This is a genomic window from Streptomyces sp. NPDC002032, assembly GCF_042890765.1.
Taxonomy (GTDB): domain Bacteria; phylum Actinomycetota; class Actinomycetes; order Streptomycetales; family Streptomycetaceae; genus Streptomyces.
Window position 1 is genome coordinate 326,956 of sequence record NZ_JBIASM010000007.1, and the last position, 17,471, is coordinate 344,426.

At 71.9% G+C, this 17,471-nt stretch carries 19 protein-coding genes; 15 read left to right on the plus strand and 4 right to left on the minus strand.

Annotated features, from left to right (window positions below; genetic code table 11):
* Positions 1-11 precede the first annotated feature (11 nt).
* Both ACFYYT_RS19400 and ACFYYT_RS19405 read right to left on the minus strand, forming a co-directional pair.
* On the minus strand, positions 12-779 hold the full coding sequence (locus tag ACFYYT_RS19400; protein WP_351816428.1) for an ABC transporter permease: 768 nt from the start codon (positions 777-779) through the stop codon (positions 12-14).
* On the minus strand, positions 776-1,702 hold the full coding sequence (locus ACFYYT_RS19405) for an ABC transporter ATP-binding protein (protein ID WP_351816425.1): 927 nt from the start codon (positions 1,700-1,702) through the stop codon (positions 776-778). Before ACFYYT_RS19405 ends, ACFYYT_RS19400 begins: the two co-directional genes overlap by 4 nt.
* A 123-nt stretch (positions 1,703-1,825) precedes the next feature.
* Between ACFYYT_RS19405 and ACFYYT_RS19410 the strand changes: the two genes are divergently transcribed.
* The 11 genes from ACFYYT_RS19410 (at position 1,826) to ACFYYT_RS19460 (ending at position 12,251) form a co-directional block, all read left to right on the plus strand.
* Positions 1,826-2,617: a formate/nitrite transporter family protein gene (locus tag ACFYYT_RS19410; RefSeq protein WP_351816423.1), complete on the plus strand. Its 792-nt coding sequence runs from the start codon at positions 1,826-1,828 to the stop codon at positions 2,615-2,617.
* A 119-nt stretch (positions 2,618-2,736) separates the two neighbouring features.
* Entirely contained in the window at positions 2,737-3,474 is a 738-nt protein-coding gene (locus tag ACFYYT_RS19415; RefSeq protein ID WP_351816420.1) for an ArsR family transcriptional regulator, read from the plus strand.
* Positions 3,471-4,886 carry a Fe-S cluster assembly protein SufB gene (gene sufB / locus ACFYYT_RS19420; protein ID WP_351816417.1) on the plus strand — a complete coding sequence of 472 codons (1,416 nt, stop codon included), beginning with the start codon at positions 3,471-3,473 and terminating at the stop codon, positions 4,884-4,886. The genes ACFYYT_RS19415 and sufB overlap by 4 nt, the downstream gene beginning before the upstream one ends.
* 59 nt (positions 4,887-4,945) lie before the next feature.
* Complete coding sequence (gene sufD / locus ACFYYT_RS19425) at positions 4,946-6,124, plus strand: Fe-S cluster assembly protein SufD (protein ID WP_351816414.1); 1,179 nt, start codon at positions 4,946-4,948, stop codon at positions 6,122-6,124.
* The gene (locus ACFYYT_RS19430) at positions 6,124-6,453 is read left to right on the plus strand and encodes a bifunctional 3-phenylpropionate/cinnamic acid dioxygenase ferredoxin subunit (RefSeq protein WP_351816412.1); all 330 of its coding nucleotides are present in this window, start codon (positions 6,124-6,126) and stop codon (positions 6,451-6,453) included. The genes sufD and ACFYYT_RS19430 overlap by 1 nt, the downstream gene beginning before the upstream one ends.
* 7 nt (positions 6,454-6,460) lie before the next feature.
* Positions 6,461-7,228: a Fe-S cluster assembly ATPase SufC gene (sufC, locus tag ACFYYT_RS19435; RefSeq protein ID WP_351816409.1), complete on the plus strand. Its 768-nt coding sequence runs from the start codon at positions 6,461-6,463 to the stop codon at positions 7,226-7,228.
* Complete coding sequence (locus ACFYYT_RS19440) at positions 7,225-8,481, plus strand: cysteine desulfurase (protein WP_351816406.1); 1,257 nt, start codon at positions 7,225-7,227, stop codon at positions 8,479-8,481. The genes sufC and ACFYYT_RS19440 overlap by 4 nt, the downstream gene beginning before the upstream one ends.
* A 31-nt stretch (positions 8,482-8,512) precedes the next feature.
* A complete protein-coding gene (sufU, locus tag ACFYYT_RS19445; protein WP_351816403.1) occupies positions 8,513-8,974 on the plus strand; it encodes a Fe-S cluster assembly sulfur transfer protein SufU in 462 nt (153 codons plus the stop codon).
* Positions 8,971-9,315 (plus strand): metal-sulfur cluster assembly factor, encoded by a 345-nt coding sequence (locus tag ACFYYT_RS19450; RefSeq protein WP_008741046.1) that lies wholly within the window; start codon positions 8,971-8,973, stop codon positions 9,313-9,315. The genes sufU and ACFYYT_RS19450 overlap by 4 nt, the downstream gene beginning before the upstream one ends.
* A gap of 153 nt (positions 9,316-9,468) precedes the next feature.
* Positions 9,469-10,887, plus strand: a complete 1,419-nt coding sequence (locus tag ACFYYT_RS19455; protein WP_351816400.1) for a hypothetical protein — start codon at positions 9,469-9,471, stop codon at positions 10,885-10,887.
* Positions 10,884-12,251, plus strand: coding sequence for a hypothetical protein (locus ACFYYT_RS19460; protein WP_351816397.1), 1,368 nt, complete (start codon positions 10,884-10,886; stop codon positions 12,249-12,251). The genes ACFYYT_RS19455 and ACFYYT_RS19460 overlap by 4 nt, the downstream gene beginning before the upstream one ends.
* Here ACFYYT_RS19460 and ACFYYT_RS19465 read toward each other — a convergent pair.
* Positions 12,238-13,092: a hypothetical protein gene (locus ACFYYT_RS19465; RefSeq protein WP_351816395.1), complete on the minus strand. Its 855-nt coding sequence runs from the start codon at positions 13,090-13,092 to the stop codon at positions 12,238-12,240. The genes ACFYYT_RS19460 and ACFYYT_RS19465 overlap by 14 nt on opposite strands.
* Before the next feature lie 109 nt (positions 13,093-13,201).
* Here ACFYYT_RS19465 and ACFYYT_RS19470 point away from each other — a divergent pair, with 109 nt between their 5' ends.
* On the plus strand, positions 13,202-13,525 hold the full coding sequence (locus tag ACFYYT_RS19470) for a multidrug efflux SMR transporter (protein ID WP_351816392.1): 324 nt from the start codon (positions 13,202-13,204) through the stop codon (positions 13,523-13,525).
* The gene (locus tag ACFYYT_RS19475) at positions 13,525-14,064 is read left to right on the plus strand and encodes a TetR family transcriptional regulator (protein ID WP_351816389.1); all 540 of its coding nucleotides are present in this window, start codon (positions 13,525-13,527) and stop codon (positions 14,062-14,064) included. Before ACFYYT_RS19470 ends, ACFYYT_RS19475 begins: the two co-directional genes overlap by 1 nt.
* 132 nt (positions 14,065-14,196) lie before the next feature.
* Here the strand turns inward: ACFYYT_RS19475 and ACFYYT_RS19480 are convergent, their stop codons facing one another.
* A complete protein-coding gene (locus tag ACFYYT_RS19480; protein WP_351816385.1) occupies positions 14,197-15,072 on the minus strand; it encodes a winged helix-turn-helix transcriptional regulator in 876 nt (291 codons plus the stop codon).
* 92 nt (positions 15,073-15,164) lie between these two features.
* Between ACFYYT_RS19480 and ACFYYT_RS19485 the strand changes: the two genes are divergently transcribed.
* Both ACFYYT_RS19485 and dapD read left to right on the plus strand, forming a co-directional pair.
* Positions 15,165-16,409 (plus strand): MFS transporter, encoded by a 1,245-nt coding sequence (locus ACFYYT_RS19485; RefSeq protein WP_351816488.1) that lies wholly within the window; start codon positions 15,165-15,167, stop codon positions 16,407-16,409.
* A 9-nt stretch (positions 16,410-16,418) separates the two neighbouring features.
* On the plus strand, positions 16,419-17,399 hold the full coding sequence (gene dapD, locus ACFYYT_RS19490) for a 2,3,4,5-tetrahydropyridine-2,6-dicarboxylate N-succinyltransferase (protein WP_351816382.1): 981 nt from the start codon (positions 16,419-16,421) through the stop codon (positions 17,397-17,399).
* The last annotated feature ends 72 nt before the right edge of the window (positions 17,400-17,471 follow it).

Here is a 17,471-nt window from a genome sequence, read left to right on the forward strand (position 1 = left end):
TCACTCCCGCTTCACTCCCAGCGGAACAGTTTCGCCGCGGCCCCCAGGCCCAGAACCGCCCAGACCGCCAGGATCGCCGCGTCGCCCCAGGGCAGCACGGCTCCGTCGCGGAGCACCTCGCGCAGCCCGTCGGAGAGCGCGGAGATCGGCAGCAGCTCCAGCACCGACCGCACGGCGCCGGGGAACTTCTCCAGCGGCACGATCACCCCGCCGCCGATCAGCAGCAGCAGGAAGACCAGATTGGCGGCGGCCAGGGTGACCTCGGCCTTGAGGGTGCCCGCCATCAGCAGCCCGAGTCCGGAGAACGCGGCGGTGCCCAGCAGGATCAGGGCGGCGACGGACAGCGGGTCGCCGTGCGGGGACCAGCCCAGCGCGAGGGCGATCACCGTCAGCAGGGCGATCTGCAGGACCTCGGTGACCAGCACGGACAGGGTCTTGGCGGCCATCAGGGCCCGGCGCGGCAGCGGGGAGGCGCCGAGCCGCTTGAGGACCCCGTAGCGGCGGTCGAAGCCGGTGGCGATGGCCTGGCCGGTGAAGGCCGTGGACATCACGGCGAGCGCGAGGACGCCGGGCGCGAGGAAGTCCACCGGGTCCCCGGCCCCCGTGTCGACGATGTCCACGGCGGAGAACAGGGTCAGCAGCAGCGCCGGAATGATCACGGTCAGCAGCAGCTGCTCCCCGTTGCGCAGCAGCATCCGGGTCTCCAGCGCCGTCTGCGCGAGGATCATGCGGGATACGGGCGCGGCCCCCGGGCGGGGGGTGAACGTACCGGCGCTCATGCGCGCAGCTCCTTACCGGTGAGCTCCAGGAACACGTCTTCGAGGGTGTGCCGCTCCACCGAGAGGCTGCTGGGCAGCACGCCGTGCTGGGCGCACCAGGAGGTGACGGTGGCCAGCAGCTGCGGGTCCACGGCACCGGTGACGCGGTAGGCGCCGGCGGTGAGCTCGGCGGCCTGGGTGCCGTCGGGCAGGGCCTTGAGCAGGGAGGCGAGGTCGAGGGAGGGGCGGCCGGTGAAGCGCAGGGTGTTCTCGGCGCCGCCGCGGCACAGCTGCTCGGGGCTGCCGTGGGCGATGACCCGGCCGGCGTCCACGATGGCGACCTCGTCGGCCAGCTGCTCGGCCTCGTCCATGTGGTGGGTGGTGAGGACGACGGTGACCCCGTCGGCGCGCAGTTCGCGTACGAGGTCCCAGGTCGCGCGGCGGGCCTGCGGGTCGAGGCCGGCGGTGGGTTCGTCGAGGAACACCAGCTCGGGGCGGCCGACGACGGCCATGGCGAGGGCGAGCCGCTGCTGCTGGCCACCGGAAAGGCGGCGGTAGGGGGTGCGGCCGCAGCCGCCGAGGCCGAGGCGTTCCACGAGGGCGGACACGTCCAGGGGGTCCGCGTAGAGCTTCGCCATGTGCCGGAGCATCTCGACGGCGCGGGCGCCGGAGTAGACCCCGCCGGACTGGAGCATCACGCCGATCCGGGGGCGCAGGGCGGCGGCCCCGGCCACCGGGTCGAGGCCGAGGACGCGGACGGTGCCCGCGTCGGGGCGGACGTAGCCCTCGCAGGTCTCCACGGTGGTGGTCTTGCCCGCGCCGTTGGGGCCGAGGACCGCGGTGACGGAGGCGGCCGGGACGGTGAGGTCGAGGCCGTCCACCGCGGTCTTGGGTCCGTACCGTTTCACCAGTCCGCGGATCTCCACGGCGGGGTCGTTGCTCATGGGGGGTGAGTCTACGGAGCCCGCGGGAGGGTCCTTGGTCCTGGGGGTGGCGGGGTCGGCGGCCCCCGCGGTGATGACCTTCACCGGCTGCCGCGCGGTCCCGGGCGGCCCTAGCGTCGAAGGGTGAACAGCATCGCTCAGAACGTCGAAGCCACCTCGGGGCAGGCCGCGCACAAGGCCCGCGACCTCGGGCACCCCCCGCGCTACTTCGTCTCGGCGATGCTCGCGGGCGCGTACATCGGCATCGGCGAGGTGCTGCTGCTCGTGGCGGTCTCGCCGTTCGTGGCCCAGGGCTCGGCGGCGGTGAAGCTGCTGGAGGGGGCGGTCTTCCCGGTCGCGCTGACCATCGTGATGTTCGCCGGGGCCCAGCTCTTCACGAGCAACGTGATGGTGATGCTGGTCGGCGCGCTGTCCGGGCGCACCGGGCCGCGGGACCTGCTCGCCTCCTGGGGGCTGTCGCTGGCGGGCAACCTGGCCGGGGCCTTCGCATTCGGCGCGATGGTGCACGCGTCCGGTGTGACCTCCTCGCCGTCGGCGCGGGCCATGCTCACGGACATGGTGCACGGGAAGACCGCGCTCGGCGGCGGTCAGCTGTTCTGGCGGGCGGTGCTGTGCAACATGCTCGTCTGTCTGGCGGTCTGGATGTTCACCCGGGCCCGCGGGGACGCGGCCAAGATCTTCGTCCTCTGGCTGCCCGTGGCGGTCTTCGTGGCCGTCGGATTCGAACATTGCGTCGCGAACATGGCTCTTTTCAGCTTGGCGATCCTGGATGGCTCAGTCGGTTTCCGTGACCTTTTCCGGAATCTCATGTTCACCGTGCCCGGCAACATCATGGGTGGAGGATTGCTGGTGGGAGCCGTGTACTGGTTCACCGGAGGGTCTCGCCGCGAGCGCGGAGCGATGGCGGCCGATTAACTCTGCGTAGACAAATTAGGTAACCCTTAGTGATGGAGGCCACCAGGCGTGTCCTCCATCACGGCTTGTCGCGGCTCGGTTAATTACGCAACAATGGCGTTGTGAAATACGGCGAACGGATGAGCGAGACCCCCCAGGGGGAGCTCGCGACCGGGGAGCGGTCAACCCGCAACCGGGTCGCGCGGTCCATCCTGGACCACGGTCCCTCCACCGTCGCCGACCTCGCACAGCGTCTCGGTCTGACCCAGGCCGCCGTCCGCCGCCACCTCGACGCGCTCGTCACCGACGACGTGGTCGAGTCCCGTGAGCAGCGCGTGTACGGCGCGCGCACCCGGGGCCGGCCCGCCAAGGTCTTCGCGCTCACCGACTGCGGCCGGGACGCCTTCGACCAGTCCTACGACACGCTCGCCGCGGACGCCCTGCGCTGGATCGCACAGGGCGCCGGCGGCGGCGATCAGGGGGAGGCGGCCGTGGCCGCCTTCGCCAGGGCCCGCATGGAGGCGCAGGCACAGGCCTACCGGGAGTCCGTCGAGGCGGCCGCCCCCGCGGACCGCACCGAGGCCCTGGCCCGGGCGTTGACCGCGGACGGGTACGCTGCTACGGCGAAGAGCGCTCCCGGCCCGCACAGCGGCGAACAGCTCTGTCAGCACCACTGCCCGGTCGCACATGTCGCCGAGCAGTTCCCACAGCTCTGCGAGGCGGAGACCGAGGTCTTCTCCCGCCTGCTCGGGACGCACGTGCAGCGCCTCGCCACGATCGCCCACGGCGACGGAGTGTGCACCACGTTCATTCCGCGAAGCGCCACACAGACCGACACATCAGCATCTGCAAGTACGGCCGGGAGGAACCCCGCATGACCACGGAGACTGCTCACCCTGAGCTCGATGGCCTGGGCACCTACGAATACGGCTGGGCCGACTCCGACGCGGCCGGCGCCGCTGCCAAGCGGGGTCTGTCCGAGGAAGTCGTCCGCGACATCTCGGCGAAGAAGTCCGAGCCGGAGTGGATGCTGAACCTCCGCCTCAAGGGCCTCAAGCTGTTCGGCAAGAAGCCCATGCCCAACTGGGGTTCCGACCTCTCGGGCATCGACTTCGACAACATCAAGTACTTCGTGCGTTCCACCGAGAAGCAGGCCGCTTCTTGGGAGGACCTGCCGGAGGACATCAAGAACACGTACGACAAGCTCGGCATCCCGGAGGCGGAGAAGCAGCGCCTCGTCGCCGGTGTCGCGGCCCAGTACGAGTCCGAGGTCGTCTACCACCAGATCCGCGAGGACCTGGAGGAGCAGGGCGTGATCTTCCTCGACACGGACACCGCGCTCAAGGAGCACCCGGAGCTCTTCCAGGAGTACTTCGGCACGGTCATCCCCGTCGGGGACAACAAGTTCGCCTCGCTGAACACCGCCGTGTGGTCGGGCGGCTCGTTCATCTACGTCCCCAAGGGCGTCAAGGTCGACATCCCGCTCCAGGCCTACTTCCGCATCAACACGGAGAACATGGGCCAGTTCGAGCGGACGCTGATCATCGTCGACGAGGACGCCTACGTCCACTACGTCGAGGGCTGCACCGCCCCGATCTACTCCTCGGACTCGCTGCACAGCGCCGTGGTCGAGATCATCGTGAAGAAGGGCGGCCGCTGCCGCTACACGACCATCCAGAACTGGTCGAACAACGTCTACAACCTGGTCACCAAGCGCGCCGTGGCGTACGAGGGCGCGACCATGGAGTGGATCGACGGCAACATCGGTTCCAAGGTCACCATGAAGTACCCGGCCGTCTACCTGATGGGCGAGCACGCCAAGGGCGAGACCCTCTCCATCGCCTTCGCGGGCGAGGGCCAGCACCAGGACGCCGGCTCCAAGATGGTCCACATGGCGCCGAACACCTCCTCGAACATCGTCTCCAAGTCGGTGGCGCGGGGCGGCGGCCGCACCTCCTACCGCGGTCTGGTCGAGATCGGCGAGGGCGCCCACGGCTCCAAGTCCAACGTGCTGTGCGACGCGCTCCTGGTCGACACGATCTCCCGCTCGGACACGTACCCCTACGTGGACGTGCGCGAGGACGACGTCTCCATGGGCCACGAGGCCACCGTCTCGAAGGTCTCCGACGACCAGCTCTTCTACCTGATGAGCCGCGGTCTGACGGAGTTCGAGGCCATGGCCATGATCGTGCGCGGCTTCGTCGAGCCCATCGCGCGCGAGCTGCCCATGGAGTACGCGCTGGAGCTGAACCGGCTGATCGAGCTGCAGATGGAGGGTTCGGTCGGCTAGTCCCGGCCGAACCGCCCGTCCCGCAGCACATTCTTTAGGAAGAGAGCAAGACGACAGCCATGGCAGAGGCTCAGAACATTCCGGCGGGTTCCACCACCGCCGGCGCGATCGCGGTGGCCGCCGAGTCCACCGTCGCCACCCGGATGAGTGCCCCCCCGTCCTTCGACGTGGCGGACTTCCCCGTGCCCACCGGCCGCGAGGAGGAGTGGCGCTTCACGCCGCTCGCCCGCCTCAAGGGCCTGCACGACGGCACCGCGGTCGCCGACGGCACCATGAAGGCCCAGATCGACGCGCCCGACGTCGTCACGATCGAGTCCGTGGAGCGCGGCGACGCGCGCATCGGCAAGGCCGGCACCCCGGTGGACCGGGTCGCCGCGCAGGCCTTCTCGTCCTTCGCCAAGGCCACGGTCGTGACCGTGCCCAAGGAGGCCGTCCTGACCGAGCCCGTGCGCGTCACGCTGCACGGCGAGGGCGGCACGACCTTCGGCCACACCGTCTTCGACGTGCAGGCCTTCGCCGAGGCCGTCATCGTCATCGACCACACCGGTGACGGCGTGCGCGCCGCCAACGTCGACTTCCTCGTCGGCGACGGCGCCAAGCTGACCGTGGTCTCCGTGCAGGACTGGGACGACACCGCCGTCCACGTCTCCCAGCACAACGCCCTGATCGGCCGGGACGCGACCTTCAAGTCGGTCGTCGTCACCTTCGGCGGCGACCTGGTCCGCCTCCACCCGCGCGTGAGCTACGCGGGGCCCGGCGGCGAGGCCGAGCTGTTCGGCCTGTACTTCACGGACGCCGGCCAGCACCAGGAGCACCGCCTCCTCGTGCAGCACGACGCCCCGCACTGCAAGTCGAACGTGGTCTACAAGGGCGCGCTGCAGGGCCAGGACGCCCACGCCGTCTGGATCGGTGACGTGCTCATCGAGAAGACCGCCGAGGGCACCGACACCTACGAGATGAACCGCAACCTCGTCCTGACGGACGGGGCGCGCGTCGACTCGGTGCCGAACCTGGAGATCGAGACCGGCGAGATCGTCGGCGCCGGCCACGCCTCCGCCACCGGCCGTTTCGACGACGAGCAGCTCTTCTACCTCCAGGCCCGCGGCATCCCCGCCGACGAGGCCCGCCGTCTGGTCGTGCGCGGCTTCTTCGCGGAGCTCGTCCAGCAGATCGGCGTCGCGGACATCGAGGAGCGCCTGCTCGCCAGGATCGAGACCGAGCTCCAGGCGTCCGTCTGATGAGCTACCTCAAGGCCTGTGCGCTGAGCGAGCTGGAGGAGAACACCCCCAAGCGGGTGGAACTCGACGGCACGCCGGTCTCCATCGTCTCCACCGCGGGGGAGGTGTTCGCGATCAACGACATCTGCTCGCACGCGAACGTCTCCCTCTCGGAGGGCGAGGTCGAGGACTGCATGATCGAGTGCTGGCTGCACGGGTCGGCCTTCGACCTGCGCACCGGCAAGCCCTCGGGCCTGCCCGCGACCCGCCCCGTACCCGTTTACCCCGTAAAGATCGAAGGGGGCAGCGTCCTCGTTGACGTACGCGCCTCCCTCACCCAGGAGTCCTGAGGTATCCATGGCAACGCTTGAAATCCACGACCTGCACGTCTCCGTCGAGGCCGAGAACGGCGCCCGCGAGATCCTCAAGGGCGTCGACCTCACCGTCAAGCAGGGTGAGACGCACGCCATCATGGGTCCGAACGGCTCCGGCAAGTCCACGCTGGCGTACTCGCTGGCCGGGCACCCGAAGTACACCATCACCGGTGGCACCGTGACCCTCGACGGCGAAGACGTCCTGGAGATGTCCGTCGACGAGCGCGCCCGCGCCGGCGTCTTCCTCGCCATGCAGTACCCGGTCGAGGTCCCCGGCGTCTCCGTCTCCAACTTCCTGCGGACCTCGGCCACGGCCATCCGCGGCGAGGCCCCCAAGCTGCGCACCTGGGTGAAGGAGGTCAAGTCCGCGATGGAGCAGCTGTCGATGGACCCGGCCTTCGCCGAGCGCAACGTCAACGAGGGCTTCTCGGGCGGCGAGAAGAAGCGCCACGAGATCCTCCAGCTGGAGCTCCTGCGGCCGAAGATCGCGATCCTCGACGAGACCGACTCCGGCCTCGACGTCGACGCGCTGCGCCAGGTCTCCGAGGGCGTCAACCGCGTCCGCGCGACCGGCGAGGTCGGCACGCTGCTGATCACGCACTACACGCGGATCCTCCGTTACATCAAGCCCGACTTCGTCCACGTCTTCTCCGAGGGCCGCATCGTCGAGTCCGGCGGCGCCGAGCTCGCCGACAAGCTGGAGGCGGAAGGTTACGAGGCGTACAGCACGAAGGGTGGCGCGACCGCGTGACACAGCTGCCTGGCCTCCTCGACATCGAGGCGATCCGCAAGGACTTCCCCCTGCTGGATCGAGTGGTCCATGACGGGAAGAAGATCGTTTACCTGGACAACGCGGCGACCTCGCAGAAGCCGCGCCAGGTGCTCGACGCGCTGAACGAGTACTACGAGCAGCACAACGCCAACGTCCACCGCGGCGTGCACGTGCTGGCCGAGGAGGCCACGGCGCTGTACGAGGGCGCTCGCGACAAGGTCGCCGCCTTCATCAACGCACCGAGCCGCGACGAGGTGATCTTCACCAAGAACGCCTCGGAGTCGCTCAACCTGGTCGCGAACATGCTCGGCTGGGCGGACGAGCCCTATCGGGTCGACCGCGAGACCGAGATCGCCATCACGGAGATGGAGCACCACTCCAACATCGTGCCGTGGCAGCTGCTCTCGCAGCGCACCGGCGCGAAGCTGAAGTGGTTCGGCCTGACCGACGACGGCCGGCTCGACCTGTCCAACATCGAAGAGGTCATCACGGAGAAGACGAAGATCGTCTCCTTCACGCTGGTCTCCAACATCATGGGCACGGTCAACCCGGTCGAGGCGATCGTCCGGCGCGCCCAGGACGTCGGCGCCCTCGTCCTGATCGACGCCTCCCAGGCCGCCCCGCACATGCCGCTGGACGTGCAGGCGCTCGGCGCCGACTTCGTGGCCTTCACCGGCCACAAGATGTGCGGCCCGACCGGCATCGGCGTCCTGTGGGGCCGCCAGGAGCTGCTGGAGGACCTGCCTCCGTTCCTTGGCGGCGGCGAGATGATCGAGACCGTGTCGATGCACGCCTCGACGTACGCTCCGGCGCCCCACAAGTTCGAGGCGGGTACGCCCCCGATCGCCCAGGCCGTCGGCCTCGGCGCGGCTGTGGACTACCTGTCGGCGATCGGCATGGACAAGATCGCCGCGCATGAGCACGCGATCACCGAGTACGCGGTCAAGCGCCTCCTGGAGGTCCCCGACCTGCGGATCATCGGCCCCACCACGGCCGAGGACCGCGGCGCCGCGATCTCCTTCGTGCTCGGCGACATCCACCCCCACGACGTCGGCCAGGTGCTGGACGAGCAGGGCATCGCGGTCCGCGTGGGACACCACTGCGCGCGCCCCGTCTGCCTGCGCTACGGAATTCCCGCGACGACGCGAGCGTCTTTCTACCTGTACTCCTCTCCCGCCGAGGTCGACGCGCTGGTCGACGGGCTGGAGCACGTACGGAGCTTCTTCGGATGACGAGGGACGAGACGAAGGCGTTGGGGCCGCAGTGAAGCTGGATTCGATGTACCAGGACCTGATCCTGGACCACTACAAGCACCCGCACGGTCGCGGCCTGCGCGACGGTGACGCCGAGGTGCACCACGTCAACCCCACGTGCGGGGACGAGATCACGCTGCGCGTGAAGTACGACGGGGAGACGCTCACCGACGTCTCCTACGAGGGCCAGGGCTGCTCCATCAGCCAGGCCAGCGCGTCCGTACTGAACGAGCTGCTCGTCGGCAAGTCGCTGGCCGAGGCGCAGAAGATCCAGGGCACCTTCCTGGAGCTGATGCAGTCCAAGGGCAAGCTGGAGCCCGACGAGGCCATGGAGGAGGTGCTGGAGGACGCCATCGCCTTCTCCGGCGTCTCCAAGTATCCGGCGCGCGTGAAGTGTGCTCTGCTGAGCTGGATGGCGTGGAAGGACGCGACCGCCCAGGCTCTGGGCGACGCGGAGAGGAAGACGGCATGACCGACAACGCGACGCCCGAGGCGTCGATCAAGCCGGCCACCGAGGAAGAGGTCCGCGAGGCCCTCTACGACGTGGTCGACCCCGAGCTGGGCATCGACGTCGTCAACCTGGGCCTGATCTACGGCATCCACGTCGACGACGCGAACATCGCCACCCTCGACATGACCCTGACCTCGGCGGCCTGCCCGCTGACGGACGTCATCGAGGACCAGGCGAAGTCGGCGACGGACGGCATCGTCAACGAACTCCGCATCAACTGGGTCTGGATGCCCCCGTGGGGCCCGGACAAGATCACGGACGACGGTCGTGAACAGCTGCGCGCGCTCGGTTTCAACGTCTGAGCGAGGCGACTGCGAGAGGGCCCCCGGCACGGTCGTGCCGGGGGCCCTCCCTGTTTTCCGGGCCGACAGGTGACGTGCACCGGGAGTTGGCCACGGTGGCCGAATCTTCTCGACGGCCGCCTTGAAAGGGCGGCGCACACGAGAGGACCCTCTGTGACCGTTCGCCTTTCACCGGCACGCCGCTGCGGCGCCGTCGGCGCGGCCGGAGCCGCGGCGCTGCTTCTGGCGGGGCTGACCGGACCCGCGTACGCGGCCGCGGGCTACGCCGCGCCGACGATCGCGCTGTCCGCCACCCACCTCAGCGGCGCCGTGGACGCCGGCGGCGACCCCGCCGTCACGGTGGACGTGGAGCAGGCCGGCGTCCCGGCCGGATTCCTGCGGCTCCAGGTGGTCTCCTCCAGCAACCCGGCCGTCGCCGACGCGGGCGACGTACGCCAGGAACGCACTCCGGACGGCGACCGGACGCTGACCGTCCGGGCCCGCGCCCAGGGGTACACCGACCTCACGCTGCGCGTCACCGGACGCGGTGGGAAGACCGCCACCGCCGTCCTCTCCTACGCGGCCTCGGCCCGCACCGGGGCCCCCTCCTCGACCCGCTACCTGACCGGCTCCTCCGACGCCTCCGCCGCCGTGGACGCCGGCGACGGCCACGTGCTGGTGGCCGACGACGAGTCCAACGTGCTGCGGCTGTACGACCGCTCCCGCTCCGGCGGGCCCGTCAAGACCTGGGACCTCGGCCCCGCCCTCGGCCTGAAGAAGGAGGCCGACATCGAGGCCGGTGCCCGGGTCGGCGACACCGTCTACTGGACGGGTTCGCTCGGCAACAACAAGGACGGCAAGTACAAGGCCGAGCGCGACACCGTCTTCACCACCCGCCTCACCGGCTCCGGGGCCGCCACCGAGGTCACCGTCGGCCCGGCCTACCGGGGCCTGCGCGAGGACCTGATCGCCTGGGACACCGCGCACGGCAACCGCTACGGCTTCGCCGCCGCCACCGCGCCCGGCCGCGTCCCCCAGCGGATCGACGGGTTCAACGTGGAGGGGCTGGAGTTCGCCCCGGGCTCCACCACCACCGCCTACCTGGGCTTCCGCGCCCCGCTGGCCCCCGCCGTCCCGGGCGGCAAGGCGCTGCTGGTGCCCGTCACCAACTTCGACCGGGTCGTCGCCTCGGGGGAGAAGCCCGTCTTCGGCGACCCCGTCGAGCTGGACCTGGGCGGCCTCTCCGTCCGCGACCTCCGCAGGAACGCGGCCGGGCAGTACCTGATCCTGGCCGGTTCCTTCGCCGCCGACGACAACAGCGACCCGTACGCCCTCTACCAGTGGGACGGGGTCCCCGGCCACGCCCCGCACAAGCGTGCCGACCTGCCCACCGCCGACCCCGGCGGCTGGGAGGCCATCGTGAACGTGCCCGACCTGCGGGTGCCCGGCGCCCGCGTACAGCTCATCACCGACAACGGCGCCGCCGACCTCTACGGCGACGGCACCGAAGCCAAGGACCTGGCGGCCCCGGAGTGGAAGAAGTCCCGCTCCGCGTGGTTCACGCTCGGCCCGACCCGTGGGGGACACCGATGAAGAACAAGCACCTGGGTACGGCCGCGCTCGCGGCGCTCCTGCTCGCCGGGCTGAACGCCCCGGCGCAGGCGGCGTCCTACGGCACGCCGACCATCTCCTTCTCCGCCGCCTACCTGTCCGGCGCCGTCGGCGGGGTCGACGACCAGACCGTGGACGTGACGGTGGGGCAGAGCGGGGCCGACGCCTCCGCGCTCACCGTCAGCGCCACCGCCTCCAGCAAGTCCTCGGTCGCGGGCACCGGCGACGTCACCGTCACCGGGACCGGAGCCGTCCGCCGGCTGGCCGTCACCGCACACGCCCGCGGCTACACCAACCTCACCGTCAAGGTGAGCGGGCTCGGCGGCAAGAGCGCCGTCAAGACCCTCTCCTACGCCGCCTCGGCCGCCGTCCAGAACCCGGCCGACGCCCGCTACTTCAGCGGCGCCTCGGACTCCTCGGCCGCCGTCGACGTCGGTGGCGGCTTCACCGTGGTGGCCGACGACGAGAACAACGTGCTGCGCCTGTACGACCGTTCCCACTCCGCCGCCCCGGTGCGCACCTGGGACTTCAGCTCGCAGCTCGGCGTCTCCAAGGAGGTGGACATCGAGGGCGCGACCCGGATCGGGAACACCATCTACTGGACGGGCTCGCTCGGCAACAACAAGGACGGCGAGTACAAGGCCCCCCGCAACACGGTGTTCACCACCACGGTGAGCGGCGCCGGCTCGGCCACCCAGCTCGCGTACGGGCGCTCGTACAAGAGCCTGCGCGACGACCTCGTCGCCTGGGACACGGCGAACGGCAACCGCTACGGCTTCGCGGCCGGCACCGCCGCGGGCCAGGCGCCCAAGCAGATCGACGGGTTCAACGTGGAGGGGCTGGAGTTCGCCCCGGGCTCCACCACCACCGCCTACCTGGGCTTCCGTGCCCCGCTGGCCCCCGCCGTCCCGGGCGGCAAGGCGCTGCTGGTGCCCGTCACCAACTTCGACAAGGTCCTCTCCAGCGGCTCCAAGGCCGTCTTCGGGGCCGGCGTCGAGCTGGACCTCGGCGGCCTCGCCGTCCGCGACCTCCGCAAGAACGACGCCGGGCAGTACCTGATCCTGGCCGGGTCCTGGGCCGCCGACGACAACTCCGACCCCTACGCCCTCTACCAGTGGGACGGGATCCCCGGCCACGCCCCGGTCAAGCGGGCCGACCTGCCGACCGGCGACCCCGGCGGCTGGGAGGCCATCGTCGAGGTGCCCGACCTGAACGCCCCCGGGGCGCGGGTGCAGCTGGTCACCGACAGCGGGTCCGCCGACCTGTACGGCGACGGGACCGAGGCCAAGGACCTCACCCACCCGGAGTGGAAGAAGGCCCGGGCCGCCTGGTTCACCCTGGGATGACCGGATCCGGCTCCGGCTCCGGATCCGTCGCGAGGGCCTCGGCCAGGTGCTCGCGGCGGATCCGCCGGTCCACGTAGAGGAGCCCGGCGGGCAGCTGCGGGAACGCCGGCAGCAGGACCAGCGCCAGCAGCGCGCCCGGCAGCCCGGCCCACACCAGCAGCGCCCACCCGGCCCCCGCCGTGAAGGCCACGGCCGGAGCGGTCCAGCCGAAGGTCCGCCACCAGGCGCCGCGCACCAGCCGTACCGAGCGGCGCAGCGCCGCCACCGGCCCGAGCCCCTCGTACCCGGCGGCGGTGGGCGCCAGCGCGAACCCCACCCCGAGCCACAGTGCGACCGGGGCGAGCGCCGCCGCCACCAGCGGCGGCAGCCCCGCCGCCAGGGCCACCGCGGCCGGACCCGCCGCCGCGAGCAGGGCCAGCAGCTGGGCGCCGAGCACCCGCGGCGTGCGCCGCAGCGCGGCCAGCAGCAGCCCGGGCACGGTCACGGCGCGCCCGAGGACCGCCGGGCGCAGCAGGGCGGCGATCAGGGCGGTGGCCAGCGCGCAGGTGAAGAGCAGGAAGAGGGCCGCGGCCGGGAAGAGCACCCAGACGAAGGCCCGTTCGCCGGCGTGCGGGCTGAGGGAGGCCAGGGCCGCCGCGCCCGCCGCGGCGATGACCAGCGCCCCCGCCGCGAGCTGGCCCAGCAGCAGCGCGCCGCACACCCGGCCGCCGTAGCGCCGGAAGGCGGCCCAGGCACCCCCGAGGATGTCGCCGGGCCCCAGCGGGCGCAGCGGCACCACGCCGGGCCGGGGCCGCTGTGGGGGCAGCCAGCCGCCGCCCCGGTGGGTCCATTGCCGCGCCATGCGAGGTCCCCCCTGTCGTATGAGGGGGGACACCGTAACCCCGGATCCTGTGAGTGTCCTGGGGCGTGCGTGTGTACATGTGTACGCATCGATGCGTACAGTTGTCCGCATGCCCTACGTACTGCTTGCCGCGGCCATAGCCGCCGAGGTGGCCGGAACCACGGCCATGAAGTTCAGCGACGGCTTCACCCGGCTGTGGCCCTCGCTGGGCACGCTGCTGGGGTACGTGATCGCCTTCACCCTGCTCGCGCAGACCCTGAAGTCCATGTCCGTCGGCACGGCGTACGCGATATGGGCCGGGGTGGGCACCGCCGCCATCGCCGCCATCGGCATGGTGTTCATGGGGGAGGCCGCCACCGCGGCGAAGCTCGCCGGGATCGCGCTGATCATCGCGGGCGTGGTCGTGCTGAACCTGGGCGGGGCGGCCCACTGATGGCGGCGAGGGCGCGCCGGTACGACCCGGAACGCCGGCAGCGCATCATCGACGCCGCGATCCGGGTGGTGGGCGCCAAGGGGATCGCGGGGCTCAGCCACCGCAGCGTGGCGGCGGAGGCGGACGTGCCGCTGGGCTCGACGACCTACCACTTCGCGACCCTGGACGAGCTGCTCGTGGCCGCCCTGCGCCAGGCCAACGAGGGCCACGCCCGCGGGTGGACGCCGGGCCCGGGCGAGGACCTCGCGGACGCGCTGGCCCGGCTGCTGGGACGGCTCCTGGGGGCCGGCCGGGGGCGGGCCGAGCTGGAGTACGAGCTCTACCTGGCCGCCCTGCGCCGCCCCGCGCTGCGGCCGGTCGCGGCCGAGTGGCTGGAATCGGTGGCGACGGCGCTCGCGGAGCACACCGATCCGGTGACGGCGCGGGCGCTGGTGGCCGTGATGGACGGCATCAGCCTCCAGGTCCTGCTGACGGGCCGCCCGTACGAGGAGCCGTACGCGCGGGCCGTCCTGCGCCGCGTCCTGGGGCCGGCCGGCTGACGGGAGGCCCTCGGCGGCCCGGCGGCGGGCTCCGGCCCGTCAGGGCGCCGCGCGGCGGGCTCGGGCCGTCAGGCGGCTGTGGCGCGGGCGGGCTCCGGTCCGTCAGGGCGCCGGGCAGCGCGCGCCGGTCCGTCAGGCGGCCGCGCGGACCGCCGTCAGGGCCGCCGTCACGCTCGCCTCGATGTCCCGGATCGGGTAGATCACCTCGCGCACCGTCCGGTCCCGGTCCAGGACCAGCGTCAGCCGCTTCAGCCGGCTGACCCCGCCCGCGCGGAACGTCGGCAGCCGCAGCGCCGTCACCAGGTCCAGCCCCGCGTCCGACAGGAGCGGGAAGCGCAGCCGCTCCTGCTCGGCGAACTCCCGCTGCTCGTCCGGCCGCTGGGTCGAGACCCCGTGGACGGTGGCGCCCGCGGCGGTGAACTCCGCGAGCTGGTCGCGGAAGGTGCACGACTCGAACGTGCAGCCCTTCGCGCCCGGGATCCCCGCCCAGCCCGGCGGATAGGCCTCGGCCCGGGCGTAGGCGCCGGGGAAGCAGTACAGGACGGTGAACGGGGTGTCCGCCACGGGGTCGCGGAGTTCGCCGAAGCGGTCCGGCAGCAGCAGTTCCGGCAGCCGGGTGCCGCGCAGCGCGTGCACCCGTACGGCCTCCTTCGAGGCCTCTTCGGTCGTCGCCGTCATCTCTCCCTCTCCCAGGACCCAGGTGTCGCCCCAGTCCTGGAGGGCCACCAGGACGGGCAACAGCCCCCGCCCGCGCGGGCTGAGCCGGTATTCGTGGCGCACCGGACGTTCCTGGTACGCCTCGCGCGTCAGCACCCCGGCCTCGACCAGCAGTTTCAGCCGCTCGGCGAGCACCTTGCGGGACACGCCCAGCTCGCGCTGGAGCTCGTCGAAGCGGCAGAGGCCGCGCGCGGTGTCGCGCACGATCAGCAGCGTCCACCAGTCGCCGACGACGTCGAGCGCCTGGGCGATGGAGCAGTCCGCGTCGCCGAGGTGTGTGCGCTGGGCCATGGCACTCCTTTGTCCGTTGACCCCAGGCTGTCATGCTGACATAGTCCGTTCCCAAAAGGAACTGACCACGTGGGGCGGGGGGCACGGGTGTGCTGCAGGGGTTCAAGGACGTACCGAGGGCTGTGTGGCTGCTGGCTGCGGGGGTCTTCGTCAACGCCGTCGTCGGCTTCACCTTCGTCTTCGTCTTCCTCTACCTGACCGGCCCGCGCGGCCTCGGCGCCGCCGGGGCGGGCCTCGTCACCGGCATCGGCGGCATCGGCCTCGTCGCCGGGAACTTCACCGGCGGCTGGTACGGCGACCGCTTCGGCCACCGCCGCGTGCTGCTCGGCGCCTCCGCCCTCGGCGGCCTGGCCCTCATGGCCCTCCCGCTGCTGCCCACTCCGGCGCTGTACGCCGCGCTGCCGCTGGCCCAGTACGCCTCGGGGGTGGTGCGCGCGGCGAACTCCGCCCTGGTGGCGGTCACCGTCCCCGAGGGGGCCCGGCGCCAGGCCTTCGCCGTCGTCCGGTGCGCCTCCAACGGCGGGTTCACCCTCGGGCCGCCGCTGGGCGCCCTGGTCGCGACGGGCCTCTCGTACGACTGGCTCTTCGTCGGCGACGGCCTCGGCACCCTCTTCTTCGCCCTCTGGACCGCCCGCGTCGTCCCGGCGCGCGGCGCCCCCCGCACGTCCGCCGCGGCCCCGGACGGGGGTCGGGGCCGCGGCGGCATCCTCGCCGCACTGCGGGCCCGGCCCGCCGTGCCGGTGCTGCTCGGCGCGATCCTGGTCGCCGACGTGGTCTACCGCCAGCAGTACTTCACCTTCCCGGTGTTCCTCGCCGACCACGGCCAGGACGTCCGCGCCTTCGGCTTCGTCATCGCCCTGAACGGGGCCGTCATCCTGCTCCTGGAACTGCCCGCCGCGCTCGCGCTGCGCGCCCGGCCGCCGCTGGCCGTCACCGGGACGGGGCTGGTGCTGGTCGGCGCCGGGTACGGGGCGCTGGTGCTGGGCGCGGGCCTCGCGAGCGCGGTCACCATGATGGTGCTGCTGAGCCTCGGCGAGATCCTCTACAAGACCACCGCCACCGCCTACGTGGCCGACCAGGCCCCCGAACACGCCGCCGGCCGCTTCCAGAGCCTGTACGCCGGGGTCTCCGTCACCGGGACCGTCCTCGGGCCACCCCTGGGCGGCGCCCTGTACGCGGCCGCCCCCGGGCTGCTGTGGCCGGTGTGCGCGGGCCTGGCCGCCGGGGCGGGGGCGGCCCTGATCCGGCTCTCGGTGCGGCAGGCCCGGGCGGACCGGCGACACGCGGTGCGCCCGGCACCTGAGACCGGTTCGCGGGCGCGGGCCGTCGCCGGTTAGGTTTCGGGCATGACTGCTACGCGTACCACCGGCGCCGTCGCCGCCGGACTTGCCACCATCGCCTCCGACGGCACCGTCCTCGACACCTGGTTCCCCGCTCCCGCGCTGGCCGCCGAGCCCGGCCCGGCCGGCACCGAGCGGCTCACCGCCGAGCGGGCCGTGGAGCTCCTGGGCGCGGCCGCGGCCAAGGCCATCCGTACGGACGCGGTCCGCGGAGTCGAGGTCGTGGCCGTCCGTACGGTGATCTCCTCCCTGGAGGACAAGCCGCTGGACGCGCACGACGCGTACCTGCGCCTGCACCTGCTGAGCCACCGCCTGGTCAAGCCGCACGGCCAGAGCCTGGACGGCCTCTTCGGCCTGCTCGCCAACGTCGCCTGGACCTCGCTCGGCCCGGTCGCCGTCGACCAGGTGGAGACCGTCCGGCTCAACGCCCGCGCCGAGGGCCTGCACCTCCAGGTCACCTCGATCGACAAGTTCCCCCGCATGACCGACTACGTCGCCCCCAAGGGCGTGCGCATCGCCGACGCCGACCGCGTCCGGCTCGGCGCGCACCTCGCCGAGGGCACCACCGTCATGCACGAGGGCTTCGTCAACTTCAACGCCGGCACCCTCGGCACCTCCATGGTCGAGGGCCGCATCTCCGCGGGCGTCGTGGTCGGCGACGGCTCCGACATCGGCGGCGGCGCGTCCACCATGGGCACCCTCTCGGGCGGCGGCAAGCAGATCATCTCCATCGGCGAGCGCACCCTGGTCGGCGCCGAGGCGGGCATCGGCATCGCGCTGGGCGACGAGTGCGTCGTCGAGGCCGGCCTCTACGTCACCGCCGGCACCCGGGTCACCCTGCCGGACGGCCAGATCGTCAAGGCCCTGGAGCTCTCCGGCGCCGACAACATCCTCTTCCGCCGCAACTCGGTCACGGGCGCCGTCGAGGCCCGCCCCTACAAGGCGGCCTGGGGCGGCCTGAACGAGGTCCTGCACAGCCACAACTGACCCGTACGGGCCACTGGCGGCGGAGCCCCTCACCCCGGCCGGGGTGAGGGGCTCCGCCGTGTGCGCGAGGGG